The 24,690-nt window shown below is 63.4% G+C and carries 21 protein-coding genes; 12 read left to right on the forward strand and 9 right to left on the reverse strand.

The features are described from left to right. Window positions 1–27 precede the first annotated feature (27 nt). The 3 genes from FJ490_RS20775 to FJ490_RS20785 all read right to left on the reverse strand — a co-directional run bounded on the left by FJ490_RS20775 (window position 28) and on the right by FJ490_RS20785 (window position 2,873). Window positions 28–429, reverse strand: coding sequence for a hypothetical protein (locus FJ490_RS20775; protein ID WP_140512927.1), 402 nt, complete (start codon window positions 427–429; stop codon window positions 28–30). Between the two features lie 223 nt (window positions 430–652). Then, entirely contained in the window at window positions 653–1,675 is a 1,023-nt protein-coding gene (locus FJ490_RS20780; protein ID WP_140559754.1) for a glycosyltransferase, read from the reverse strand. A 70-nt stretch (window positions 1,676–1,745) separates the two neighbouring features. Beyond that, on the reverse strand, window positions 1,746–2,873 hold the full coding sequence (locus tag FJ490_RS20785) for a nucleotidyltransferase family protein (RefSeq protein ID WP_140728823.1): 1,128 nt from the start codon (window positions 2,871–2,873) through the stop codon (window positions 1,746–1,748). Between the two features lie 522 nt (window positions 2,874–3,395). Between FJ490_RS20785 and FJ490_RS20790 the strand changes: the two genes are divergently transcribed. From FJ490_RS20790 to FJ490_RS20815, 6 genes are all read left to right on the forward strand, one after another. Further along, on the forward strand, window positions 3,396–3,548 hold the full coding sequence (locus tag FJ490_RS20790; RefSeq protein WP_140497189.1) for a lasso peptide: 153 nt from the start codon (window positions 3,396–3,398) through the stop codon (window positions 3,546–3,548). Window positions 3,549–3,714: 166 nt separating this feature from the next. Beyond that, the gene (locus FJ490_RS20795) at window positions 3,715–4,014 is read left to right on the forward strand and encodes a PqqD family protein (RefSeq protein WP_140564960.1); all 300 of its coding nucleotides are present in this window, start codon (window positions 3,715–3,717) and stop codon (window positions 4,012–4,014) included. 118 nt (window positions 4,015–4,132) lie between these two features. Then, on the forward strand, window positions 4,133–4,507 hold the full coding sequence (locus FJ490_RS20800) for a lasso peptide biosynthesis B2 protein (protein WP_224618327.1): 375 nt from the start codon (window positions 4,133–4,135) through the stop codon (window positions 4,505–4,507). Window positions 4,508–4,510: 3 nt separating this feature from the next. Continuing rightward, window positions 4,511–6,418, forward strand: a complete 1,908-nt coding sequence (locus FJ490_RS20805; RefSeq protein ID WP_140728822.1) for a lasso peptide isopeptide bond-forming cyclase — start codon at window positions 4,511–4,513, stop codon at window positions 6,416–6,418. Beyond that, window positions 6,415–7,386, forward strand: a complete 972-nt coding sequence (locus FJ490_RS20810) for a serine kinase (protein WP_140556883.1) — start codon at window positions 6,415–6,417, stop codon at window positions 7,384–7,386. The genes FJ490_RS20805 and FJ490_RS20810 overlap by 4 nt, the downstream gene beginning before the upstream one ends. A 6-nt stretch (window positions 7,387–7,392) precedes the next feature. Further along, window positions 7,393–9,237: an ABC transporter ATP-binding protein gene (locus FJ490_RS20815; RefSeq protein WP_140728821.1), complete on the forward strand. Its 1,845-nt coding sequence runs from the start codon at window positions 7,393–7,395 to the stop codon at window positions 9,235–9,237. Window positions 9,238–9,254: 17 nt separating this feature from the next. On the opposite strand, the gene FJ490_RS20820 is transcribed toward FJ490_RS20815, so the two are convergent. Further along, window positions 9,255–9,530, reverse strand: coding sequence for an exopolysaccharide production repressor exox (locus FJ490_RS20820; protein WP_140512914.1), 276 nt, complete (start codon window positions 9,528–9,530; stop codon window positions 9,255–9,257). Between the two features lie 600 nt (window positions 9,531–10,130). Here FJ490_RS20820 and FJ490_RS20825 point away from each other — a divergent pair. Next, complete coding sequence (locus FJ490_RS20825) at window positions 10,131–10,808, forward strand: sugar transferase (protein ID WP_140497203.1); 678 nt, start codon at window positions 10,131–10,133, stop codon at window positions 10,806–10,808. A 110-nt stretch (window positions 10,809–10,918) separates the two neighbouring features. Further along, complete coding sequence (locus FJ490_RS20830; RefSeq protein ID WP_181165291.1) at window positions 10,919–12,184, forward strand: polysaccharide biosynthesis/export family protein; 1,266 nt, start codon at window positions 10,919–10,921, stop codon at window positions 12,182–12,184. A gap of 226 nt (window positions 12,185–12,410) precedes the next feature. Here FJ490_RS20830 and FJ490_RS20835 read toward each other — a convergent pair whose 3' ends face one another. The 5 genes from FJ490_RS20835 to FJ490_RS20855 form a co-directional block, all read right to left on the reverse strand. Then, the gene (locus FJ490_RS20835) at window positions 12,411–13,712 is read right to left on the reverse strand and encodes an O-antigen ligase (protein ID WP_140512908.1); all 1,302 of its coding nucleotides are present in this window, start codon (window positions 13,710–13,712) and stop codon (window positions 12,411–12,413) included. A gap of 254 nt (window positions 13,713–13,966) precedes the next feature. Further along, window positions 13,967–14,794: an SDR family NAD(P)-dependent oxidoreductase gene (locus FJ490_RS20840; RefSeq protein ID WP_140728820.1), complete on the reverse strand. Its 828-nt coding sequence runs from the start codon at window positions 14,792–14,794 to the stop codon at window positions 13,967–13,969. Between the two features lie 124 nt (window positions 14,795–14,918). Next, on the reverse strand, window positions 14,919–15,425 hold the full coding sequence (locus FJ490_RS20845; RefSeq protein WP_140624902.1) for an acetone carboxylase subunit gamma: 507 nt from the start codon (window positions 15,423–15,425) through the stop codon (window positions 14,919–14,921). Between the two features lie 5 nt (window positions 15,426–15,430). Beyond that, window positions 15,431–17,626: a hydantoinase B/oxoprolinase family protein gene (locus FJ490_RS20850; RefSeq protein WP_140728819.1), complete on the reverse strand. Its 2,196-nt coding sequence runs from the start codon at window positions 17,624–17,626 to the stop codon at window positions 15,431–15,433. 13 nt (window positions 17,627–17,639) lie between these two features. Continuing rightward, a complete protein-coding gene (locus FJ490_RS20855) occupies window positions 17,640–19,781 on the reverse strand; it encodes a hydantoinase/oxoprolinase family protein (protein WP_281405702.1) in 2,142 nt (713 codons plus the stop codon). Between the two features lie 110 nt (window positions 19,782–19,891). Here FJ490_RS20855 and FJ490_RS20860 point away from each other — a divergent pair, with 110 nt between their 5' ends. From FJ490_RS20860 to FJ490_RS20875, 4 genes are all read left to right on the forward strand, one after another. Next, window positions 19,892–20,671, forward strand: a complete 780-nt coding sequence (locus FJ490_RS20860; protein WP_140728817.1) for a helix-turn-helix transcriptional regulator — start codon at window positions 19,892–19,894, stop codon at window positions 20,669–20,671. Window positions 20,672–20,856: 185 nt separating this feature from the next. Further along, entirely contained in the window at window positions 20,857–21,609 is a 753-nt protein-coding gene (locus tag FJ490_RS20865; RefSeq protein ID WP_140497219.1) for an SDR family NAD(P)-dependent oxidoreductase, read from the forward strand. A gap of 213 nt (window positions 21,610–21,822) precedes the next feature. Continuing rightward, the gene (locus FJ490_RS20870; RefSeq protein ID WP_140728893.1) at window positions 21,823–23,166 is read left to right on the forward strand and encodes a glucoamylase family protein; all 1,344 of its coding nucleotides are present in this window, start codon (window positions 21,823–21,825) and stop codon (window positions 23,164–23,166) included. After that, the gene (locus FJ490_RS20875; RefSeq protein ID WP_140728816.1) at window positions 23,156–24,685 is read left to right on the forward strand and encodes a mercuric reductase; all 1,530 of its coding nucleotides are present in this window, start codon (window positions 23,156–23,158) and stop codon (window positions 24,683–24,685) included. The genes FJ490_RS20870 and FJ490_RS20875 overlap by 11 nt, the downstream gene beginning before the upstream one ends. Window positions 24,686–24,690: the final 5 nt, after the last annotated feature.

Raw genomic sequence — 24,690 nt, forward strand, 5'->3', positions numbered from 1 at the left:
CCTCGCGCCAAATCCACCCTTCAGCCTTCACCCTCTGCCGGCGCCTGCCGGTTTGGCGAGCCCCTCGCTGGCCGTCATATCGGACGACCCGTCCTCATCGAAAACCATATCCAGCGAATGACGAAGCTCCCGGACCATGCCGTTCTGGCGCGACAGCGCCGCGATGCGGCGCTCGCAATTCAGGATCGACGTCGTCAATTCATCGACCTCGGCGGAACGGCGCGCAGACGCCGAGCCGTTCTCCATGGCCTCGACCAGAAAGGCGGCGTTGGTGGCCGTCGCCTTGTAGCGATTCTCCAGCCCGTTTCGCTCGGCCTCGATCTCGGCCGCGATCTGCTCGAACAGCTTCGCCAGGCGGTCGAGGCGCGAGATGTCGGTCTGGCGGTCGCGGGCCGGATTCCTTGATCTGAAGCCGAATATCGAGGCCATGCGTTCAAAGTCCTGTGGTAGTCCGGCCGTCGGCCGGGCCCCTTACCGGTTCAATATCGGGCAGTCCGATCGGAGGCCGGTTCATTGGCCATCCTAATTGCTGCACCGCAACATAGACTGCCATCCTCCGGCCGGCTAGGCAACCACCCAATTCGTAAACTCATAAATCCGCCGGAAATGCTTTGCGCGACGGGCTGGCAAGAGCGCGGCCGGACGCCCGCATTCAAGGCTGCTTGCCCGTGCTGGTGCCGGCCATGAGAAAACGCATTGGCGGCACATGTTGACGACGGGAGGCGAACCCGACGCGGCGAAACAGCGCCTCGAGCTTGTCGGACGCCACGCCCTGGACGATGGGAACCAGGTTGGATTGGCTTGCGAAGGCATAGGCCGCGGCCGACGCCAGGCCCCGCTCGGCCTTGACGTCGAGGAAATTGCGCAGCCGGTATTTGTCGCGCACGTGGCGCTCGTGGCGGCGCAGCACCGCTTTGGAACCCTCAGGCAGGCTGTCGATCGCCAGCAGCGCCAGGTCCGCGTCGGCAAGACGCTTCAGGTCCTGGGTCTTGTGGCGGCCGCTCAGCGAATCGGCCCGCACGATGGCGCCGTAACCGCAGGAGCGGATGACCTTGAAGCGCGCGCCGCTGGCGACCGCGCGCGCGTAGAGTTCGTAATCCTCGCCCAGACGCAAGCTCTCGTCATAGCGCAAGCCGTGCCTGTCGAGAAAAGCGCGGCTGATCACCGGCTTGAGGAAACCGAGTTCGCCTCTGCGCACGTTGCGCCTGGAGATGTTGCCTTCGACGAAGCGCTCAAGGTCGAGGAATTCCGGCTCGGCCGCGAACTGCGGTGCGACGATCTGGGTGACATCGCTCAAGGCGTCGTCCCTGATGAGCATGATGTTGTCGGCCGCGAAATCCCAGTCCGCGCCGGCAAACAGATTGTGAAATCTGCCCGCGAGAAAGAAGTCGTCGGCGTCCAGAATGGCGATGAATGGCGATTGCGAGGCGGCGATGGCGGCGTTGCGGGCGAAGGAGGGGCCGCGATTGACGTCGAGACGGATCACCGCGAGCCGGTCGCTGCCGTCATCGGCGGCGCGGGCGACTTGGGCCGTGTCATCGGTGGAGGCGTCATCGACGACGACGACTTCGGCCACTTCCGGTTCGCGCAGCGCGGACGCGATGGCGACCGCGATTGTTCGCGCCGCGTTTCGGGCCGCGATGATCACGCAGACCTTTGATTTTGTCATCGACATGAATTTGCCTCTTGCACAGGTTCCATTCTGCCCTCGCCCTGTACGTGTTCGATGCCCGACAGGCTTCCCGTCACGGGCTGCCCTGCCGTTCGAAGATGCGGCGGCTGATGTCGGCCGATGCCGCCCAGCCGGCTTCCGCCAGATAGCGGACCGGCGCACGACCGCACAACTCCCACAACACGGTGCGCCGCTGCGGCCAGCGCAAGGATGACAGCCATGGCGCGATGACCATGTTGAGCAGGTCCTCATTGCCGATGCGCGACAGCATCCGCGCGGCGCGCTGCGAAAGGAGCGTGTCGGCGCCGCCGAGGAGCACGTCGGCGGCGCGCAGGCCCAGCAGCAGCGTGTCGTCCAGCCCCTGCGCCGCGGCGGCATCGAGCAGGCGCTGCTGCTCGGCTTCGTCCAGGCGGTCGGCGCTGGCGCGCACGTCGCAGACGTAACCGGCGCAGGGTTCCCGGTTGAAAAGCGCCTTGGCGACGCTGATGCAGGACAACAGCAGAGTGTCGGCCGCAGATGTGAACGGCACCTCGACGCCGGTGATCTCGACCTGCCGTTTGCGCCGCAGGAAGCCATCCGCGTCGCGCGGGCTGGGCGAGCCGGGTTGCTGGAGCCGATAATGCAGATCGACAGTGGATTGCGTCGGCCCGTCGCCGCGGATCATGTGCTGTTCGCCGAGGAAACGGACCCACCAGACGGAGCGCGACTTGCCGGCGATCTCGTATCCGATCGAGCGGAGCGCCTCGCGCGCCCTGAAAAACCCGCCCGGCGCCACCAATATGTCGACATCGCCCGAAGGCTTCATGAAATGGTCGTCGTAAAGCAGATGCTGCTGGAAGGGACCTTTCAGGAAAACGAAATCGATCTGCCTGTCGCGCAGCGCCGCCTGGATCGCCATCGAATCCATGATGCAGGACGCGTTCATCGAAACGGTCTTCCGGCGGTAGGCGTCGAGCCATTGGGAGAGCTGGGCCGGCGGCCCGTTCGCGGGTGCGCTCGACAGCACCTTGAGGATAAAGGTCGCGACCTTGTTCAACCTGGCTATGTCGGTGACATTGGTTACGGAGAGGCCGGAGGCATCGCCGGGCGCGGCGCCGGATCGCGCCGCGAAGAACAGCCGCAGACAGGCCTGCACATAGGCGATCTCGCTGGCGCAATCGGCGGCGCGCAGTCGCTCATATGAACGTTCGGTCAGGGCCATCGGGCGCACGGTTCTCCAGAAGCGATCGGCGCGACGCCTATGCTGCAGGTGCGAAGCAAAGCATCGCCAAAAACTTTTGCGCCGTCCAGTTTTTCCTTTTGCAGCGCAAAAATCCGGCCCCGACGTTTATCGAAACCGGCTCGGGCGAACGATGAGGAGAACTGCTGGACCACAAGGGACGAGTGGCCTTTTCGGCGTTCCGTAGCAAACCTACCGGGAGACCCGGTGCTACGGCATTATTGTCGCCATGCCTTGAAGTGACAGGGCTTAAAAAGTTTATATATGCAAATCAATTTCTTATGCTGACCTAGTGCATTAGGCCCATATGCAGGGATCTCGAGGCGATCAAGGCCAAAGCTTGAGATCGTTACTCACGACTGTGTCTGCGCGCGCAGTCCATAATTGATTAATGCGCGGTAAATCAGGCTTGACTCATAAATGCTGCCATGCAGCTATTGCATCGCAGCATGAAAGTGCCGCCGGCAATCGACAGGCCGTTTCCAGTCCTTGATGGAGTGTAAAATGGAACAGAATGTTGAAAAACAGGAGTACGAAACGCCCAGCCTGACGGTTCATGGTTCGATTGAAACCATCACTCAGGGCGGTGGCGGCAACACGGCGCTCGACGCAGCATTTCCTGCGCACACGCCGATTGGCGACCTGACGTTCTCCTGAACCTGTCCTGATTCTGGAGGGACACGTTGGGCCTCTGGAATCCAAGAGCCATACAGGGAGTCGGGGTGAAAATCCCGGCTTCTCTTCATTGCCTGACCCGGCTTTTCTTCATCGCCAGAATGGTCGGCACGCATTGCGGACAGTGTGTAGCAAACGAGGTTTTCGGATGAACTGGAACCCATCTGACCACGATCGCGTAAGTGCGACCAAGGAAGCGGTTGCCTGCGAATTCGGCAATGGCCTGGCGCTTCTTAACCTGAAATCCAACATCTACTACAGCCTCAACGGGGTGGGCACGTTCATCTGGGAGTTGATCCAGGAGCCGAAACCAATTGCCGAAATCCACCGGGCCGTGCTCGCGCGCTATGATGTCGACGCCGAGCGCTGCAGGGCCGATGTCGACGCACTGTTGAAAGGTCTGGCCGATAGCGGACTTGCGAGGCTGCATCATGAGGAACCTGTGTAAGCAGGTTCCGCAAAAGCGGGTCACGGTTTTGCGGCAAGAACCTGCGACGGAGAAAAGTCCCGGCCAGACGAAGCACCGGCGGCGCCTGCTTCGAGCTCTCTCCCTGAGCGGCCCGGAAATGCTGTTCCTCTGCCGCTGCCTGCTGGTGGTCGCGGCCGTTCGCCTGGGGCTGACCCTGTTCTCCTACAACCGCCTTCGCGGCATCGTCACCCGGCTGGAGGCGCGTGAATGCGCCAGCACGGGAGAACTGCGCCGTGTCGCCTGGGGCGTTGCCGCCGCGGCCCGCCTGGTGCCGCGCGCAAGCTGCCTCACCCAGGCGCTCGCCGGCCAGTACATTCTCGCCCGCCAGGGCAACGCCTCGAAGATCCGCATCGGCATCGAGCGCGACACCGGCCGGCAGCTGAAGGCGCATGCCTGGCTGATCAGCGGCAACCATGTCGTCCTTGGCGGCTCGATAGACAGGTTTGTCCCTCTCGTCGACTATGGTCAATGACCGATGAGCGGCGTGGCCGGTATCCTGCACGGGCACGAGGCGCCGGAGTCCGCAGCCGATATCCAGCGCATGCTGGCCCGCATGCGTCATCGCGCCCGCGACGGCAGTTCGTGGTGGACCGACAAGGCTGTCGCGCTCGGCCACGCCTGGCTCAACACGACCGATGAAGCCGGCCCCGGCCCGCTGACGATGGCGGGCGGCAAACTGGCCGTCACCGCGGATTGCCGCCTGGACAATCGCGACGAGCTGACGGCACGGCTCGGCGTCCGCGACGCATCGGTTGCCGACGCCGTGCTCCTGATGCGGGCCTATTTGCGCTGGGGCGAAGCCTGTCCCGTGCACCTGCAAGGCGATTTCGCCTTCGCCATCTGGGATGCCGAGCGGCAGGTGCTGTTTTGCGCGCGCGATCATTTCGGCGTCAAACCGTTCTACTATCACGCGGACGGGCAGCGCTTTGTCTTTGCCTCCGAAATCGGCCCGATCCTTGGCGTCACCAGCGCCGGCGCCCGCCTCAGCGAACATCAGATCTCGGGTTTCCTGGCCGGGCTGCCAGACGATCCGCAAGCGACGCCTTACACCGATATTTTCCGCCTGCCGGCGCGCCACAGCCTCACTGTGACGGGGCAGCGCGCGACGCTGCAGCGATACTGGCAGATCGAGCCGTCGTCGCGGCCTATGGGGCCGGACGCCGCCGAGGAATTCGCCCACCTCTTCTCGCAGTCCGTGCGCAACCGCATGCGCGGAAGCGCGGCGGTCGGGGCCATGCTGAGCGGCGGCCTGGACTCCTCTTCGATCGCCTGCGTGGCGGGCCGGCAAAACCTGTCCGAGGGAAAGCCGAGGCTGCCCACCTTTTCGCTGGTTTTCGAACGCGGCTCGGCGATGGACGAAACCCCCTTCATAGACGCGGTGCTGGAACAAGGGCGCGTCGACGGCACGCTGATCCCGGTCGGCAACTACGCGCCGTTCGCGGAATTCGAACGGGTGCTGGAAGAGCAGGAAGGAACGTTCCTGGCGCCGGGCCTTACGCTCACCCGGGAGGTCTACAGGACGGCGGGCGCCAAAGGCGTCAAGGTGCTTCTCGACGGCCATGGCGGGGACGAAGTCGTATCGCAGGGGCACGGCCATCTGCACGAGCTTGCCAATGCAGGCAAGTGGCTGGAGCTGTGGCGCGAGATCCGCAGCGCTTCCAACACCTATGGCGACGGCATGCTCGGCATGTACTTCCAATTCCTGACCATCTACGGACCCGCCTGGCGCGTGGCCAGGCTCAGGCACACCGCGAACCGGCTCCTGAACAGGCTGCGCAAACCGGCCCAGGGCGGAAGCTGGCGCGACCTGATCAATGCCGATCTTGCCGGCCGCACCGAGCTCATCGAGCGGGTTCACCGAGCCGGCTACAAGCCGCCCGACGTCAGCGCCAGCGAAGCGCTGACTCACCGCTGGATTCTTTCCAACGGCTATGTGCCGCATGCTTTCGAAGTCCTCGACAAGGCCGCCGCCAATTTCGGCGTCGAGCCTCGTTATCCCTTCTGGGACAAGCCGCTGGTCGAGTTCTGCCTGGCCTTGCCGGGCGAGGAGAAGCTCAGCCGCGGTTTTGGCCGCTACGTGCTGCGCCGCGCCATGCAAGGCGTGCTGCCGGCGGCGGTCCAGTGGCGGCGCGACAAGATCGATTTCACCGGCAATCTCGTCAACGGCATGCTGCGCAACCACCGCGAGCTCCTGGAGCAGGTGCTCGGCCCGGACGCCGGCCGCATCGAGCCCTATATAAACCTGCCGGCCGTGAATGCTGCCTATGCTCGGCTGCTCAGTCGGCCCGACCGGCCGGCGCCGCTCGACGTCCAGTATGTCTGGCGCTCGGCGTCGCTGTCGCTGTGGCTGCGGCAGGTGCAGCGTGCCGGGAGTGCCGCATGACGCCGTTGAACGAGCCGCTGGCCCTCCGCCCGCGCGCGCAAGGCTGGCCGCGCGGACAGCGCCGTTTTTATCGAGCCTACGGCCTGACCATCGCTTCAGAGGTGACATTGCCAGAACTGGAGCCGGCCGAGCCCGCAGCGGCGGATATCGTGATCAGTGTCGGCGCGATCGATATGCCAAAGCCTTCGCCCGAGGCCGCGACCATTTTCCGCTTCGAACCGGATCGGCAATATCTGGCATGGCACGCCGTCGCCGCGTTCCTGATCAGCGACGCCTGCCGCATCGAGGTCGAGCCGGCGCCCGGCATCGACGACGCGCTGATCGCGTTCCCGCTGCTGGGACCGGTGATGGCGCTCATCCTGCACCAGCGCGGCCTGCTCGTGCTGCATGCCAGCGCCGTCGCGATTGCCGGCAAAAGCGCCATCTTCATGGGCGACAAGGGCGCCGGCAAATCGACGACGGCAAGCGCCATGATCCGTGCCGGACACGAACTGCTTACCGATGACGTCGTGGCGCTCGATCTCAGCCATCCGGACGAGCCGATGATCGTGCCGGGTTTTCCCCAGATCAAGCTGGCGGCTGACGCGGCTGCCGCGATTTCGCTCGAAGGGGCACAAGTGCGGCCGCAGGTGCATCCGGCTATCAACAAGGCCCAGCACCGATTGCACGGGGCGTTTTCGCGCGACAGGGTTCCGGCGACCCGCATCTATATTCTCGAGCGCGGCCAAAAGACTGAGATCTCGCCCATGCCCGGCATCGCCGCTTTGCCGGCCGTGATCAGATTTTCATACGTCACGCGTTTCGGCCGCGCCGCCCTGGTCGGCGATTTCGCGGCGGCGCATCTCGGGCATTGCGCACGGCTCGCCGATCGCGTCGGCGTGTGCAGGCTCGAAGTGCCGACGGGCCTCGACAGGATCGGCGAGGTCGTGAGCCTCGTCGAGCATGACCTGATGGCCGGACAGGGATAGCAGGAGATGTCGAAATCATCGCTCCTTCGCCCGTCATTGTTTCGGGAAATCGCCGGGTTCGGCGCCGTTATCGCCCAGATAGGCGGGCGGCGGGCCTGGACGGCGCTGCTCTTCCTGATCATGGGCAGCCTGACCGAAGGCATATCCATCCTGTTGCTAGTCCCGCTGTTGCAACTGGTCGGACGCTCCGGCCAGGATTTCGCGATCAAGCTGCCCGACAATGATTTCATGCGCTGGCTGGTGCCGGACGGCACGCTGAAGCTGACCACGATGTTGTGCATGCTGGTGGCGCTGGTCGCGCTGCAGGCCGCCTTCAACCGCTTCAAGTCGGTCTACATGGCCAGGCTTCTCTTCGATTTCATCAACCGCCTGCGCATGAACCTGTTCGAAAGCATCGGCAAGGCACGGTGGGGCGTCTTCACGCGCATGCGCGGCTCCGACCTCGACCATGCGCTGACCGGGGACATAGACCGTGTCCAGGGCGCGGCCTTCTCGCTGCTGATGCTGGTGCAGATCGCCGTGCTTCTGGCCGGCTATCTCGTGATCTCCATGTTCATTTCGCCGGTCATGACGCTGTTCGCCGTGGTCATCGGCATGCTGATGTTCCTCGCGCTGCGGCCATTCCGGTCGCGGGCCACCGCCTTTGGCCAGGTCCTGACCACCAACCGCCAGGATCAATACCGGACGGTCTCGGAATTCCTCGGCGGCATCAAGGTGGCCAAGAGCCTGAACATCGAGGCGACCTATTTCGCGCAGTTGCAGGCGACACTTGAAAGAATGAAGGCCGACAACATCGCCTATGTGCGCAACAGTTCGACCGGCACCGCCCTGTTCCAGGTGGCGAGCGTGATCGGCTTGAGCCTGTTCATCTATGTTGCGCTGGTTCGCTTCGACCTCTCACTGGCCGAGATCGTGGTGCTGCTACTGGTCTTCATGCGCATCGCGCCGCGCTTCATGGACATGCAGACGCAGGCGCAGCAGGTCCTGATCAACCTGCCCGCCTATGCCGCGATGCGTAGTCTGCAGATGCGTTTCGACGCCGAGCGGGAACCTGGCCATGCCGGGATCCAGGACGCTCGAAAGCTGTCGCTCGATTTCGGACTGAATGTTCGCGGCGTCTCCTTCGCCTACGAGGACGGCGCCGCCAAGACGGTGGTGAGCGACATCACCTTCGGCCTTCCGGCCGGCAAGGTCACCGCCCTTATCGGCCCTTCGGGATCAGGCAAGAGCACGATCGCCGACATGCTGCTCGGCCTGCTCGAGCCGACAGCCGGCACGATCCTCGTCGATGGCGTCGAGATCGACGCCGCCAATCGCCGGGGCTGGCGCGACCAGGTCGCCTACGTGCCGCAGGACGTGTTTCTCCTGCACGACACGATCGCGGCGAACCTGCGCCTGGCCGCACAGCAAGCAAGCGACGATGAATTATGGGCCGCATTGCGATCGGCCCATGCGGCCGAATTCGTCGAACGGCTCGACCTCAAGCTCGAAACGGTGGTCGGCGACCGCGGCGTGCGGTTGTCGGGCGGCGAACGCCAGCGGATCGCGCTGGCGCGCGCCTTGCTGCGCAAGCCGTCGCTGCTCATCCTCGATGAGGCGACCAGCGCGCTCGACTGGCAAAACCAGGCGCTGATCGCGCAATCGATCGACGGGCTGCGCGGCTCGATGACGATCCTGACCATCGCGCATCGGCCATCGATGATCGCCTTCGCCGACTGGGTGGTGGCGATGGAAAACGGCCGTGTCGTCGAGGCCGGGCAATATCGGCGGCTGAAGGCGAAAGCAGGAAGCCGATTGTCCCGGATGCTTTCGGGCGAACAATCTCAGTCCGAACCCGCCGACGTGGCCTGAGGCCAGCCCGGTCTGGGTCAGTGAAGGCTTCGCCCGGCGCCGCCGAGCTTTTCACCCTCGGCCACCTCGGCCGAACTCAGCTTTCTTTCGGCCTCGCGTGTCCTGTCGGCAGGCGTCGGCGCGCTTTTGACGATCATGGCATAGACGAGCACGAAGTAGCCCGCCTGGATGACCACGGCACAGATGATGACGCGCAGCAGCGTCGTGCCTATTGAAGCGCCGCCCAGCCATGACCAGCCAACGACGATCGCAAGAGCGAAAATCATCCCAACGATGAATTTTGGAAGCGACATACCCAACAGCCCACAAACCGGCCCGGGTATATTCCAATCATTGCCCCACCCGAGCGTCGTCCCTTGTCATGCGGGCTTGTTAAGTCGCCCGCTCCCGGCCGGTTGCTTCCGGCCTTTCAACCTGTCGCCACTTTGACAGGTATAATTTGCAATTCTATTAAGGCGAGCAAAAGGCCGCAAGGGCAACTGCATTTATTTTTAGGTGAGCTTTTGCGCTCGACTCGCTCATGCTGCAACGCACACGACGGGATTACGCGCAACTTCGGCTCTTTGGTGTTTTTCAGTAGAATCTACAATATTGAATAGTATTTTATATGAATACCACCGAATATCGTGCCGCGCTAAAGCACCAACGAGCTCCATTCAAGGGCATAAAGAACGCCCCGCCTAGAAGTTGCCCCAAAAGCGCCTCTATTTTTCCGGCTATGCCCATTTATTGTCATAAATGTGCTAAATATTCCGAAATTTGTGCAGGGCGCGCTTATTATTTAGTCAATTCATGACGTGACTATTTCAAAGGTGCGGGAAATTGTGTGTTGCGCTGCAACATTTTTTTGATATCGTGCCGTAAACCATCCGGTCAACGCATGGAGTTTTGGCATGAGGGATGTTGCCAAGTCGGCCACAGCGGAGTTTTCGCAGGCTGGCGTCGATTTTCCACCGCCGATCGGCGGCCTTATCAAGCGCAGTTTCGATATTGCCGGTTCACTGGCCGCCCTGATCGCTCTCAGCCCGCTGTTCGTGATGATAGCGCTGCTCGTCAAATTCTCCGATGGCGGATCGATTTTTTACGGTCACCGGCGAATCGGGCGTGGCGGACGGGTTTTCCCTTGTCTCAAGTTCCGCACCATGGTGCCGGACGGCGAAAGGGTGCTGGCTGCCTATCTGGCGGCCAATCCGGAAGCCAAGGCGGAATGGATAGCCACCCGCAAGCTGAAGAACGATCCGCGCGTCACCCGGGTCGGCGCGGTCCTGAGGAAACTCAGTCTCGATGAGTTGCCGCAGGTCATCAACATCCTTCAGGGCGACATGAGCCTTGTCGGACCTCGCCCGGTCGTGCGCGACGAACTGGAGATCTATGGCAGCGCCGCCGTGTATTACCTGAAGTCCCGCCCCGGCCTGACCGGCCTGTGGCAGGTCAGCGGCCGCAACGACGTCTCCTATGACAGCCGCGTCGCGTTCGATCGCCACTATGTCGAGAATTGGTCACTTTTTGAGGATATTCGCATCATCATCAAGACAGTTCCGGCTGTCTGGATGTCGCGCGGCTGCTACTGAGCGGTCGCGAACCGGATCGCACGCGGGAGATTTCTCCCGGCAGGCATCGGGCGCAGGCTCATCGGGCTGGTGGGGCCAAAGCGGATCGGAACATTCAGTTGAAGATAGACATGTTCGAAGTTTTTTGCAGCGGCCCGCATTCGGGCCGCTCGCGGCGTTTGCGGCTCGTGGCCAGCTGCCTGGCCCTGTCGCTCGCCCTGCCGCGGATCGCCCTTGCCGACGAGTACCATCTCGGATCGCAAGACAAGCTCACCATCCGTATCGCGGAGTGGCAGACCGTCGAAGGCACGTTCCGCGACTGGTCGGCGGTGAATGGCGTATACACGGTCGGGCCGGCCGGAATGCTGTCGGTGCCTTTCGTCGGCGAGCTGCCGGCATCCGGCAAGACAACGGCCGAAGTCGCGGCGGCGATCGGCGAGGCGCTGCAGCACAAGCTCGCTTTGTCGGACCGGCCCGAGGCATCGGTCGAAATGGCGCAGTTCCGGCCGTTCTATATTTCGGGTGAGGTGCAGAACCCCGGCCAATTCCCCTATGTGCCCGATCTTACGGTGCTGAAGGCGGTCAGCATCGCCGGCGGCATCCGGCGAAGCGCCGACTACGGCCCGCAGCTCGGCAAGGACCTGGTCACCGCCAAAGGCAATTTCGACATATATGACGATCAGCGCGTTCGACTGATCGTCAAGCGCGCGCGCATCGATGCCGACCTTGCGGGCAAGTCGAGCTTCGACGTGCCGAAGGAGGTCGAGGGCGATCCGAGACTGCAGGCCATCGTCGCGGACGAGATGACGATCCTCACGGCTGACCAGAAGGCGCTGAAGCTGAAGCTCGAGGCGCTCAGCGACCTGAAAGGAGTTCTGCAGGCCGAGATCGAATCGCTGCAGAAGAAGATCGTCAACCAGCAGAAGCAGGTCGACCTGGCGCAGCAGCAACTCACCAGCATCGGTCCGCTGGCCCAGAAAGGCCTGGTCGCCAACGCAAGACTGCTGGATTCGCAACAGTCCGTCACCGACCTTCAGGGCAAGATCCTGGACTACGAAACGGCCATCCTCACCGCCAAGCAAGCGATCAGCAAGGCAACGCAGGATGCCATCGATGCCCAGAACACGCTGAGCTCGAGCCTCGCCGCCGACCGGCAGCAGACCGAAGCCGACCTGAACGAGGCCGCGCTGAGGGTCAACATGCAGAAAGGATTGATGGCCCAGGCCACCGATCCCGCCACCGTGGCCGCCAGCGCAACCAACGAAGAGCCCACCCTGATCTATTCACTGCTGCGCGCTGCCGACGGCAAGACGAGCGAGATTGCGGTCAAGGAAGACACGCCGGTGCTGCCGGGCGATGTGATCAAGGTCAAGCTGGCGCCAATGCCCAGCCAGTAGGCGATCGAACCGCCTAAGATAAGAGCAGTTCACCGTTCACGAAAAACCGCAAGCTGCTCTATCCCTTTGTTTTTGCGCAATTCCGGACGGAAAGCGCTGCGCGCGTTTCCCGGGGAAGCCGTACACACTTTCCTGAAATTGCTGGAGCGGGGCGGCGTTTGAGGGAATCGCCAGCCGCTCTATCGCCTTGCTTTGACGCAATCCCAAACGGGAAACCGATCGGTATTCATCGAGCGGCGTCCGTGCCAGGCTCGGGGCCGCTCCAGCCTCTGGCGGCATTTGCCTCCTCGATCCTTGCCGCAGACAGGCGAGGACGGGCAACGGGCAGCCGCGCCAGCTTGAAGAAGCTGAAATACATCAGGAAGGAACCCATGATGTAGGGGTTGAGGATCTCGACCTCGACGAAGGAGCGGATCAGGAGCAGCACCATGACGCCGGCCAGAACGACCGAATCCGCCCGCCATGTCCCGAACGCGACCGCCGAGACATGGCCGTAAAGCGTGCGCAGGATGACCAGCGAAACCAGCGTCGCCCCGACGAAGCCGAGTTCGACAAGGGCTTCGATGTAGGTGTTGTGGAAGTGGAAGCCGGTGCGGGTGGTGATGTAGAACTCGTTCCACAGGCGCTCGGCCTCGGCAAAGCCCTGGACCCAGTATGCGGCATAGCCGACGCCGAGCATGGGCGCCCTCTGCGCGGCGTTCCAGCCCTGCTCCCACAGATAGGTGCGCCCGGTGAGCGTCGAATCCTTGCCGAACAGGCCGAGGACGAAGTCCATGAGGCCGAGATTCAGCGCCACAAGGATAGCGACGACCAGCATGCCCGTGCCGACCAGGAAGATCACCCGGCGATAGCGTCGCGACAGCACCTTGCTCATGGCAAGCAGCATCACCAGCGCCAGCACCGCCGGTGTCGAGGCCATCGAGGTAGCCGAATGCGAGATGACCAGCAGATAGGCCGACAAAAGCACCACCGGCACGGTCAGGAACAGGCTCAGCCGGCCGTGCCTGAGGAAGGCGATGAAGACGACGCTGAAATAGATACCGAGCGAGGCGACGAAGCCGATCTGGTTCTTGGAGGCGAAGGCGCCGACGAAATTATAGGTGCCGTCGAGGACGTCCTCGGAATAGGCCCCGACCTTGAGAGAGTAGAGCAGGACGACGAATATGCCGACCAGGGCGCCTATTGTCAGGGTCCGCACACTGACGGCTCGCGCCGCGACATAGGCGCAGGCGATGTGGGAGAAGTACTGGACGGCCGTTCTCGCGGTGATGCCGGGAGCGTCCGACCAGAAGACGGAGAAGCATACATAGGCCGCGAACGACAATGGCAGCCAGGCGCTGGACAGATGCCGCAGGAACCGCCTGTAGTCGACCATGATGAGGGGCAGCCACACCGCATAATAGGCCAGGATCAGCACCTGGCCGAATATGACGGAGTAGGAGAATGCCCAGACCGAGACGGCAACGGCAAAACTGCCGTAGACCGAGTTCCTCTCGGGATCGACCAGCAAGGACTTTGGAATCTTCATCTCAGGTTCTCGCCGAGCCTACCCCGGACCGCCGCGTAGCCGGCAGGCATCTCCGTAAGAAGGGTGCAATCGACGGCATCTCCATTGTGCAGTGCAATATAACCTATCGCGCCGCGCGCTCAATGGCAAATGCGGTCACCTTGTCTTACAGCCAGGCGAGCGCCGAGAGATCAGGTCCGGGACACGCCCGGACGGGATCGGACTTCTCTTTCCATTGCCGGCCTCTCCATCGACGCCGCAACCAGCCGTGCGCGCTACCAAAGTGCTCCGCCGGTGACCTGTATGTTTTCCATGGTGATGCCCTTGGCCATATCCGAGCAGAGGAACACGGCCAGCGCCGCGATCTCCTGCGGCTGGAGGATGCGCTGCTGCGGGTTGCCCCTGGCGATCTCGGCCATCGCGTCCTCGGCCGTGCGGCCCTTGCCCTCGCGCTCGACGACCTGCGCCACGTTGCGGCGCATCAGTTCGGTCTCGACCCAGGTCGGGCTGATCATAACGCAGGTGACGCCATGCGCCGCCCCTTCGAGCGCCACGCAACGGGTGAGGCCGAGGAGACCGGCCTTGGAGGCGCAGTAAGCGGGATTGTCCTTCCAGCCGACCGAGGCGGCGGTCGAGCCGATGTTGACGATGCGGCCCCAGCCGCGCTCGATCATGCCGGGCAGCACAGCGCGGGTGGCGCGGAAGGCGCCGGTGAGATTGGTGTCGACGATCTTGTCCCACAGCGCGTCGGAATGGCCGCAGACCGGCTGCTCGGCCGTGGTGCCGGCGGCGTTGACCAGGATGTCGACAGGACCCACCGCCGCCTCGGCGTCGGCCGCGAAACGGTTCGTGACGTTGGTGTCGCGCACGTCAAGATGGGCGGCGTAAATCCTCGTTCCATGCGCGCCGAGAGCCGAACGCACGCGCTCTATCTCGTCAGCGCCGGGATAGTAGGCGGCGTCGGATCTCTCCACGCCGCCAGGTGCGACATAGGAACCGACGGCGACATTGGCGCCGGCCTGCGCCAATGCCGTGGCAATCGCCAGGCCCATTCCGGAGAAGCCACCGGTGACGATTGCGCCGCGGCCGGAAAGGGTTGTCATCGGGCATGGCCTCCGCACGGCACGGGACGGTCCATCAGTCCCGAGAGGATTTGAACTTCATAGGCCAACATAACCTCGATCGAAGCCCGTTTCGAAGCCGGTGACGAAACTTGTGTCCTTGGCATCAGCTTCCCTTGTCCATCGGCTCGAGCGGCTTGCCCAGCCAGTCGCGGTAGAAACCTTCCAGGTCGGGTTCGAAATCATGGACGATGGGATAACCCGGCGCCGCGGCCTCGACCTCGTGCAGCGTGCCGCATTGCGGGCAGATGAACTCGCGGATTTCCATCCATTCGGGATCCGGCAGGTCGCTGTTGGGATAAATCTCGCGCAGCGCCTCCTCGCTGTCGCGCACGATGATCGAAGCCTTCAGCTTCCAGTTCTTGCGGTAGTCGCCGAAGGAATGGCCGCATTCGCAACGGGTTACCCGCTCGTCGCCGCTCTGACAGATGAAGAGGTGGTCGCCCACGGGAAGCAGGATCGGATCGCTCCAGCCGACTCGGTCCTGCAGCACCGCGACATATTTGAAGAACCGGTCGTCGTCCTTGTAGGCGCTCATGACGCGGCGCGTCTGCGGCCAAGGCAGGGTGCCCGCGACCAGATCGGCGATGACTTCCTTGCTGTATGAGGTCATGGTCCCTACTCCACGCCGAAGGTCGATTTGGCGTCGACATCCCAGAAGGTTGAAAAATCCCTGGTGAAGCGCGGCGAAAGCTTGATGGCGCTGGCATACATCTTCTTCACCTCGGGCGCGAAATCGACCGCCTTCACCCGCTCGCGCTCCTTGGCCATCCACTCCGAGACCGACCTGGCCCGAGCGAGCCGGCGCGACCGCATCTCGGCGCGGTGGCGCTTGGTGGCTTCGAGATTGGCGACGGGATAGCCGTCCTCGTCCTCGTCAAGCACGATCCCGAAGACATTTTCGGCAGCTTCCCTGGTGAGATAGCCGTTCTCGACGTCCGATGCCGTCTTGAGCGGATCGCGCTCCAGCACGTCGCCATAGCCGCCACCGCCATTGTAGGAATGGGTGAACACGTCGCCGGTTTTGTGGGGCGCGGTGATATAGGGCCCTTCCATCGTCACGTGCTGGCCTTCGAGCCGGACCTCGAGTTCGGAACGATAAGGATTGGTGCCGGTATGGTGCGCCAGCGGCGCGCCCTTTTGTGCGAGCTCGAAGATGTTGCTGTCGCGCACCGCACGGTGTTTTTGGCAGGTCGGCGCCGGATACCCGCCGCAGAGCCCGCCATTGTCGAAGACGCGCGAGGAGTGTTCCGAGGTGACCAGCCGGAGATGGTCGGTCTTGCTGACCAGCCAGGTCGACAGGAAGGCGCAGCCGCCGCGATATTTGCCGGCGCCGCCGGAATTGGCAACGATCGAGCGGCCGATATAGACCATCGGCATGTTCTGTTCCCAGATCTCGATGTTGCCCATGTCGGATTCAGGGTTCCAGCCGACATAGGCGGTGTCCAGCCCGTCCTTGATGGCAAGCGCGCCGGAACCGGCGGCCGCGCATTCGAAATGCGCCATGCCGAACAGCGTGCCGTACTGGCTGGTTCCCCCCATCTCGATCATCGGGCTGTTGACCTGGCCGACGAAGGCCTCCTCGACGAAGCCGCGGGCGATGAATGATCTCGACAGGAGCCGCTGGAAGACGCCATAAGCCGGCAAGAGCAGCGCCCAGGACGTGGCAGTGGCCACCATCTCATTGTCGGGATTGGTCCAGGTGCCATGCGGCAGCTTCAGCTCCGTCGCCATCCAGGCGCCGTCATTGACCAGGCCTTCGAAATTCATGTGCTGGGTCAGCGTCACGAACATGCCGCCATCCATGCCGGCCGGCGTGCAGTTCATGGAATGGTAGCCCCAGGGCTGCGTGCCCTCGAAATCCATGATGATCTTGCCGCCTGTGGTGATCTCCATTTCGATCGGTATGTTGTAGAGCCAGTCGGGATCGCCGAGCGGCTGGTAGCCCGGCTTGCCCTTGGTGACGTGACCGTAAAAAGTATGCCCCCGATAGATGCCGGGAACGGTCAGTTGCCGCGTGCGGGCGAGTTGCGCGCGGCGGCCCTCCTCGATGAATTCCTTCGACACCTTCATCCAGTAGTCGAGGCCGATCTCGTCGATCAGCGCCTTGACGCTTTCGCGCATGTCGATGCAGGAGGCGACCTTGGCCTTCTCGTCCAGCACCCAGTAGATGGGCATGCGCAGATTGCGCTCGCAGCGGATCACGTAGTCGCGCCGCAGTTCGTCGTTCTGGCCGACTTTTTCGGCGCAGACGAACAGGCCTTCGGTGAAGCGCTCCTGTGCCAGCGCCACGTCGCCGCCCGGCGTGATGCCGCCGGCCTCAAGTTCGTGGCAGACCGCGCCCGCCCAGCCGACGAGTTTGCCCGTGTGGAAGATCGGCACCACGTCCATCACGTCGGGCACCTGCACGGTGCCGATGAAGGCGTCGTTGTTGGCGAAGATGTCGCCGTCGACGATGCGGGGATTTTCCTCGTAGCCTTGTCTGATCATCCATTTGATGAAGCGGCTCATCGTGTGCACATGCACCATGATGCCGTTGGAGAGCGCGATCGCGTCGCCCTCGGGCGTGTAGATGGCGACGACCATCTCGCCGACTTCGCGCACGCCGGGCGAAGCCGAGATGCGACGCGCCATCTCGCGCGCCGAGACGCAGTAGGCGCGCAGCTTGGTGTGCAGCGTCTCGAACTTCAGCGGATCCTGGTTGCGCAGTTCGAGATCGGTGATGCCGTCATAGCAGCCGGTCTCGTCCATGAGCCGTTCGGATTCGATCAGCCGCTCACGGAGGCGCAGGGCGGAGGCGGGTTTGTCCAGCATGGCGTTCGCCCTCTCAAGCGTGGGAGTAGTGGAGCAGCGTCCATTCGTCGACGAAGACACGGTCCCGCGGATGGACGACGAGGGTGGTGGCGGGGTGTTCGATGATGGCCGGGCCGGTCACCTCATGCCCCGGCAGCAGAAGATCCATCTCGTAGAGATCGGCCTTGTGCCAGCGGCCGCCAATATAGGCCTCGCGCACGCCCTTGTGCGCGGATGCGGGGTTTGAGGGGCCGAGCGGCCGCTTGAGCAGCACGGGCTTGACCTTGTCGGCGGTGGCGATCAGGCCGAGCTCGGTGATCGAGAAGCCGGCTTCGCCATAACGCGAGACGCGATGGTTGACCTTGGCGTAGACCGCCTCGAACTCGTCGATGACCTTGCACATGTCGCCGGCCGAATTGATCGCCGAGAGCGGCGCCATCACCTCGACGTCCTCGAGCTGGCCGGTATAGCGCATCATCAGGAACGGCACCGTCCTGATCTTGTCCAGCGCATGGCCGTCGGCCACCATCTCGTCGACCGCGGCCTTGGTGAGATCGTCCCAGACCGCGGTCACTCTGGCACCGAAAACCAGCAGCTCGGCCTCGCTTGCGCGCGCGCCGATGTCGATCTGCGTGGATACCGAATGCCGGCGCATGAAATCCGCCGTGGTGCAGCCGAACGCGGAGAAGGCGGCCGCGAACTGGAAGGTGATGATATCCTTGAAGCCGATGCCCCTGGAGCAGCCGGCCAGATGCAACGGCCCCGAGCCGCCATAGGAAAGCAATGTGAACTCCGAAGGATGGATCCCCTGGCCGGAGATGACGCGGCGCAGCGCGTTGTTGGCGTCTGCTTCCAGCATGTCGATCATGCCTTCGGCGGCTTCCTCCACGCCGACGCCGAGCAGACGGGAGCACTTCTCCTCGAAGGCCTTGCGCGCCTTCTCGACCTGCAGCACGACCTTGCCGCCGAGGAAATAATGCGGGTTCAGCCGACCGAGGATGGCGTCGCAATCGGCGATGGTCGGCTCGGTGCCGCCCCTGGCGAAGCAGATCGGGCCGGGATCGGCACCGGCGCTTTCCGGCCCGAGCGAAACTTTCTTCGTCAGCGGATCGACTTTGAGGATCATGCCGGCGCCGGCGCCGATCGTGTCGAGATGCAGCGTCGGCACGTTCAGCTTGAACCGGTCCATCAGCGGCTCGTTCTCGATCCGTGTCTGGCCGCGCGTGATGACGCCCATGTCGAAGGAGGTGCCGCCCATATCGGAGCAGATCAGCGAGTCATTGCCGATCAGCTTGCCGACATAAGCCGCGCCCAGAATGCCGCCGATCGGACCCGAGATCATGGTTTCGTGCAGGCGCGGATGATTGATCGAGGTGAGGCCGCCGAAGGAGAGCAGCGTTTGCACGCCATATCTGAAGCCGTATTTCTTCGAGACGTCCTCGATCCCCTTGAGCTGCTTGCGGCCGCGCGAGGTGGCGTAGGCCTCGATCAGCACCGAGTTCAGCCGCGACTGCTCGCGGATGACCGGGCGCACCTCATGGCTGCTGTAGACGAGGATGTCGGCTTCGGCGGCGGCGATCTCCTCGCGGCAGATCTCGGCGATGCGCTTCTCATGCACCGGATTGACATGCGAGAAGATCGTCATGATGCAGACCGCCTCGACCTTGTCGGCGATCAGTTTTTTCGCCGCGGCACGGACCTCATGTTCGTAGAGCGGCAGGATGATGTCGCCGAACTGGTCGATGCGCTCGGTGACGCCGTGAGTGCGTCGGCGCGGCACCAGCGGATCGGGATGATGATGCGTCACAGCGTGCAGCCGGTCGGCATAGGAATAGTCGGCCCAGGCCTGCAGGCCGCGACCCATCAGGATCATGTCCTCAAGGCCCTTGGTGGTGATCAGGCCGAGTTTCCTGCCGGTGCGCGACAGCAGCGTGTTGAGCATGCCGGTGCCGGAATAGAGCACCACATTGACGCCCGAAAACAGGGCCTCGAGCGAGATGCCCCAGGCGTCCGCCGCGTCCTCGGCCGAGGCGAGGAACCCCTCGGCCTCGTTCTTCGGCGTCGTTGCCGACTTGCCGATCTTGAAGCGGCCGTCCTGATCGACAAGGATGGTGTCGGTCATGGTGCCGCCGGCGTCGATGCCGATGACGATGGGATTGGTAGAGATATGGTCCACGGGTCGCCTTCCCTTGCCGAGCATGACCACAGGCTAGATTCGCGGGACCGGATCGCGCCATATGCCTAAAGGCACAATGACGGGCGGGAGCTCGTCGCCGAAAAAGAGGCATGCGCATGGGCAACATCTGGGCGCCGCTCGCCATGGCGATCGCTGCCACCGGCACCGACAGGCATGTCGACTGCCTGATCGACCTGATCGGCGCCGACATCGCGCATGACCTGGTGACGGTGACGCGCTATTCGGCGACGCAGACGCCGCAATTCGTCAAGCACCGGCGCTTCTCCGACGAGATGGTGCGGCGCTACCTTGATAATTATTACGTATTCGACCCCTTCTACGCTTCCTGGCGGCGCGAGCGCCGGCTGGGCATCATGCCGCTCAAGCGGCTGGCCGACGACGAGGCCAAACGCGGCCAGTACATAGCCGGCTTCCTCGCGCAATCGGAGATCTGCGATGAAGTCGGCATCATGCTGGCCGATGGCGGCGACTGGTGCCTCGGCATTTTCCTCGATCGTTCGACCACAGCGTTCAAGGACAACGAGATCGCCCTGCTGACCGAGCGGCTGCCGGTGTTCGAGGCGCTGCACGCGCTCGACATCAAGACGCGCGGAAGCGATTTCTCGCGCAGCTCGGCGCCGTCCAGCCCCGGCGCCTCACCGCGCCAGCAACCCACAATCCCGGCGAGCCTATGGCCGGAACTGTCGCTCAGGGAAAGAGAGCTCGTGCAATTGATCCTGGCCGGCCATCCGACCGCCAACATTGCCGAGCGGCTCGGCATCACCGTCGGCACGGTCAAGAACCATCGCCGGCGCATCTATGAGAAACTCGACATCACCACCGAGCGGGAATTGTTCCTGCAGTTCTTCCTGTACCGCTCGGACAAATAGGCCTGGCGCTGGTGCAAGCGCTGGACAGGCAGATCGAGGGGAGCCCGGCATAACGCGCCTCAGGGATTGGCCCAGACGATCGAGGTGCATGCCGGCTTGAACTTGGCCGGCGGCGACCTCACAGTCACCCCCGAACATGGTTTCGCCGAGCGGAGCCGATTTGCGCCAGGACAGGGGAAAATGAGATGCCGACGATTTTCGCGGAACGGTTTGCCGGACGCTCGGCGGTGATTACGGGCGGCGCATCCGGCATCGGCCTCGCCGTCGCACAGAGGCTGGTCCAAGAAGGCGGGCGCGTTTCGGTTTGGGACCGCGATCCCGCCCAGATCGAAGCGGCCAGGGCTTCGATCCCGGCGCTGCATGGCCAGACCGTCGATGTCGCCGACCCGGCGGCGGTGGATCGGGCGGCGCGGTCGACGATCGAGGCGCATGGCGGGGTCGACATCCTGATCACCAGCGCCGCCATCACCGGTCCCAACATGACCGCCTGGGACTATCCGGTGGAGGACTGGCGTCTGGTCATCGACATCAACATCAACGGTGTCTTCTACTGCAACAAGGCGCTCGTCCCGCACATGCTGGAGCGCAATTACGGCCGCATCGTCAACATCGCCTCGATCGCCGGCAAGGAAGGCAATCCCAACGCTTCCGCCTACAGCACATCCAAGGCCGCGGTGATCGGCCTGACCAAATCGCTCGGCAAGGAACTGGCCAAGACCGGCATAACCGTGAACTGCGTCACGCCGGCGGCGGTGCGCACGGCGATCTTCAAGCAGATGAGCCAGGAGCATATCGATTTCATGCTCTCCAAGATACCGATGGCGCGCTTTGGCGAGCTCGACGAGGTGGCGGCGCTGATTTGCTGGATCGCCTCGGAGGAATGTTCGTTCACGACGGCTGCCGTCTTCGACGTCTCCGGCGGCCGCGCCACCTACTGATGTGGTGCGGCGCTTTCCGGCTGGCGGCAAGCCACTACAATTGCGCGTGAGGAAGCAACCAACGGAGCTGGACAAGCGTACAGTGGCCGAAGCCGGAACCCGGCAACGGCAACAATGAGGGCGAAGACATGACCAGGCGTGACAGTTCGGCCCGCGCGCAATTCCTGCACCTTTCTCCGACAATCGCGACGACCGGACCGGAGCTTGCCGCATTTGCTTAAGGTCGCGCCTGCCATCCTGTCGGACGACGACCTTCTGGATCGTTTCCAGCGCGCGGCCTTCGGCTATTTTCTGGAAAACGTGAACCCCGAAAACGGGCTGGTCGCCGACACGTCGCGGCCGAATTCACCGGCCAGCATCGCGGTCGTAGGCTTTGCGCTCTCCTGCTATCCGATCGGGGTCGAGCGCGGCTGGATGGCGCGGGAAGCAGCGGTGGAGCTGACGCTCGCCGCGCTGCGTTTCTTCTGGACCAGCACGCAAGGCAGTGGCGCTGACGTCACCGGCCACAAGGGTTTTTACTATCATTTCCTCGACATTCGCACCGGACTTCGGGTGTGGCGCTGCGAACTGTCGATGGTGGATACGGCATTGCTGATGGCCGGCATTCTCGTGGCAGGCGCTTATTTCCGGGGCGACGATGACGAGGAAGCCGAAATCCGCCGGCTGGCCGAGGCGCTCTACCGGCGCGTCGACTGGCGATGGGCGCAAGGCAGCAGTCCGACGTTGCGACAGGGCTGGAAACCGAAGAGCGGCTTTCTCCACTATGGCTGGGAAGGCTACAATGAGGCGACGATCCTCTATGTCCTGTCGATGGCCTCGCCCGACAGCCCGACGTCCGACGACAGCTACGCGGGCTGGACGGCGACCTATCAGTGGGAAAACATCTACGGCTACGACGTGCTTTATGGCGGTCCATTGTTCATGCACCAGTTCTCTCATGCCTGGATCGATTTCGCCGGCATCCGCGACGCTTTCATGCGCGAGAAGAATTCGGACTATTTCGAAAACAGCCGCCGCTCGACCTACCTGCACCGCGACTATGCTCGGCACAACCCCCATGGCTATGATGGATACGGAGAGAACCTCTGGGGGCTTTCGGCCGGGGACGGACCGGGTGGCTTTCGCAGCAGCATACAACGGCGGCGGCGCCGGTTTTCCGGCTACGTCGCGCGCGGTGCGCCCTTCGGGCCGGACGACGGCACGATCGCGCCGTGGTCCTATCCGGCGTCGCTGCCTTTTGCGCCTGATATCTGCATGGCGGCGCTGCGCCATCTCGCGGATCGCTACCCCCAGGTGATCGACAATTTCCGGCTGCCGAGCGGCTTCAACCCGACACTGGCCAACCGGCGAAAATTTGGCCGCGACGGCTGGGTGTCGGAAGGCCATTTCGGCCTCGACCAAGGCATCGTGGTGATGATGATCGAGAACCACCGCTCGCGCCTGGTGTGGGAGCTGATGCGTTCCAACCAGTACATCCGCCGCGGCCTGAACAAGGCGGGGTTCACAGGCGGATGGCTGTCGCAGTCGGCAAGCCCGGATGGCCGCGATGTCGCTTGAAAGGACGAAAGCTGCCGGTTTTCCGGCCGACCACAATGATGTCGAGCTGGTCAGGGGCGCCCATCCGCCGCATTGGCGAAACCCGCCGCCCACCGGACCATACAATCTCGTCGTCGTCGGCGCCGGGCCGGCCGGCCTGACGGCGGCGAGCGAAGCGGCAAGCCTCGGCGCGAAAGTGGCGCTGATCGAACGCGGGTTGATCGGCGGCACCTGCATCAACACCGGCTGCATCCCGTCCAAGTCGATCATCCGCACATCCAGGCTCTATGCCGACATGCGCGATGCCGAGAATTTCGGAGCCGATGCGCCGGACCATCTTCGCGTCGATTTCCAGCGCGCGATGACCAGGATGCGGCGCATCCGGCAACGGATCAGCCATGCCGACAGCGCAGAGGCGCTTGCTGCGCTGGGCATCGACGTTCATTTCGGCGAAGCCCGGTTCGACGGAAGCGATCGCGTGACCGTCGCGGGAACGACGCTGCGCTTCCGCAAGGCGCTGATCGCGACAGGCGCGAGGCCGGAGTTTCCATCCATTCCCGGCCTGGTCGAGGCCGGCTATCTCAGCAATGAGACGATGTTCGACCTTATCGACTGCCCGAAGCGGCTGCTGGTCATCGGCGGCGGGCCGCTTGGCTGCGAGACAGCGCAGGCCTTCTGCCTGCTCGGCGCGAAGGTCATCCTGGCGCAGAGCGATCCGATGTTCCTGCCCGGCGAGGAACGCGACGCCGCGCAGATCCTTTCGGAAGCGCTGGCGCGCGAGGGGGTCGAGGTCCGACTGAACACCGAAGTGGTGGCGGTGCGCAGGGAAGGCGACAAGAAGCTCGCCGACCTGGTGCGGGACGGCGACACGACGACCATTTCCGTCGACGAGATCATCACCGGCATAGGCCGCTCGCCCAATGTCGACGGTCTTGGCCTCGACGAGGCGGGGGTTGCCCACGATGCCAAAGGCATCAAGGTGGACGACTATCTCAGGACCTCAAACCCGCGCATCTATGCGGCGGGCGATGTCTGCCTCGACTACAAATTCACGCATACCGCTGAAGCAACAGCCCGCATGGTCGTGCAGAACGCCCTGTTTCTCGGGCGCAAGAGGCTGAGCGAATTGGTGGTTCCGTGGTGCACCTACACCGATCCGGAAATCGCCCATGTCGGCCTCTATCCGGTGGAGGCGCGCCACGACGGCATTCCGGTCAAGACCTATACGGTGCTGATGCACGATGTCGCCCGCGCGGTGATGGACGGCGAGGAAGAGGGTTTCGTCAAAATCCATGTCAGGGAAGGATCAGACCGCATCCTCGGTGCGACCGTGGTCGCCGCCCATGCCGGCGAGATGATCAACGGGGTGTCGCTCGCCATCAGGTCGGGCATGGGATTGCACGCGCTGGCCGACGTCATCCATCCCTTCCCGACACAGGCGCAAGGCATCAAAATGGCCGGCGACGCTTACCGGCGAACGCGGTTCACCCCTTTGTGGAGGCATCTGGCGGCACGCTGGCTGGCGTGGTCCAGGCGATGACACTT

The organism is Mesorhizobium sp. B2-5-11 (genome assembly GCF_006440835.1).
In the GTDB taxonomy this organism is placed as follows: Bacteria; Pseudomonadota; Alphaproteobacteria; order Rhizobiales; family Rhizobiaceae; genus Mesorhizobium.

Coding starts and splice junctions, on each gene's coding strand:
- FJ490_RS20775 (WP_140512927.1), bottom strand. CDS start 429: ATGGCCTCGATATTCGGCTTCAGATCAAGGAATCCGGCCCGCGACCGC.
- FJ490_RS20780 (WP_140559754.1), bottom strand. CDS start 1,675: ATGTCGATGACAAAATCAAAGGTCTGCGTGATCATCGCGGCCCGAAAC.
- FJ490_RS20785 (WP_140728823.1), bottom strand. CDS start 2,873: ATGGCCCTGACCGAACGTTCATATGAGCGACTGCGCGCCGCCGATTGC.
- FJ490_RS20790 (WP_140497189.1), top strand. CDS start 3,396: ATGGAACAGAATGTTGAAAAACAGGAGTACGAAACGCCCAGCCTGACG.
- FJ490_RS20795 (WP_140564960.1), top strand. CDS start 3,715: ATGAACTGGAACCCATCTGACCACGATCGCGTAAGTGCGACCAAGGAA.
- FJ490_RS20800 (WP_224618327.1), top strand. CDS start 4,133: ATGCTGTTCCTCTGCCGCTGCCTGCTGGTGGTCGCGGCCGTTCGCCTG.
- FJ490_RS20805 (WP_140728822.1), top strand. CDS start 4,511: ATGAGCGGCGTGGCCGGTATCCTGCACGGGCACGAGGCGCCGGAGTCC.
- FJ490_RS20810 (WP_140556883.1), top strand. CDS start 6,415: ATGACGCCGTTGAACGAGCCGCTGGCCCTCCGCCCGCGCGCGCAAGGC.
- FJ490_RS20815 (WP_140728821.1), top strand. CDS start 7,393: ATGTCGAAATCATCGCTCCTTCGCCCGTCATTGTTTCGGGAAATCGCC.
- FJ490_RS20820 (WP_140512914.1), bottom strand. CDS start 9,530: ATGTCGCTTCCAAAATTCATCGTTGGGATGATTTTCGCTCTTGCGATC.
- FJ490_RS20825 (WP_140497203.1), top strand. CDS start 10,131: ATGAGGGATGTTGCCAAGTCGGCCACAGCGGAGTTTTCGCAGGCTGGC.
- FJ490_RS20830 (WP_181165291.1), top strand. CDS start 10,919: ATGTTCGAAGTTTTTTGCAGCGGCCCGCATTCGGGCCGCTCGCGGCGT.
- FJ490_RS20835 (WP_140512908.1), bottom strand. CDS start 13,712: ATGAAGATTCCAAAGTCCTTGCTGGTCGATCCCGAGAGGAACTCGGTC.
- FJ490_RS20840 (WP_140728820.1), bottom strand. CDS start 14,794: ATGACAACCCTTTCCGGCCGCGGCGCAATCGTCACCGGTGGCTTCTCC.
- FJ490_RS20845 (WP_140624902.1), bottom strand. CDS start 15,425: ATGACCTCATACAGCAAGGAAGTCATCGCCGATCTGGTCGCGGGCACC.
- FJ490_RS20850 (WP_140728819.1), bottom strand. CDS start 17,626: ATGCTGGACAAACCCGCCTCCGCCCTGCGCCTCCGTGAGCGGCTGATC.
- FJ490_RS20860 (WP_140728817.1), top strand. CDS start 19,892: ATGCGCATGGGCAACATCTGGGCGCCGCTCGCCATGGCGATCGCTGCC.
- FJ490_RS20865 (WP_140497219.1), top strand. CDS start 20,857: ATGCCGACGATTTTCGCGGAACGGTTTGCCGGACGCTCGGCGGTGATT.
- FJ490_RS20875 (WP_140728816.1), top strand. CDS start 23,156: ATGTCGCTTGAAAGGACGAAAGCTGCCGGTTTTCCGGCCGACCACAAT.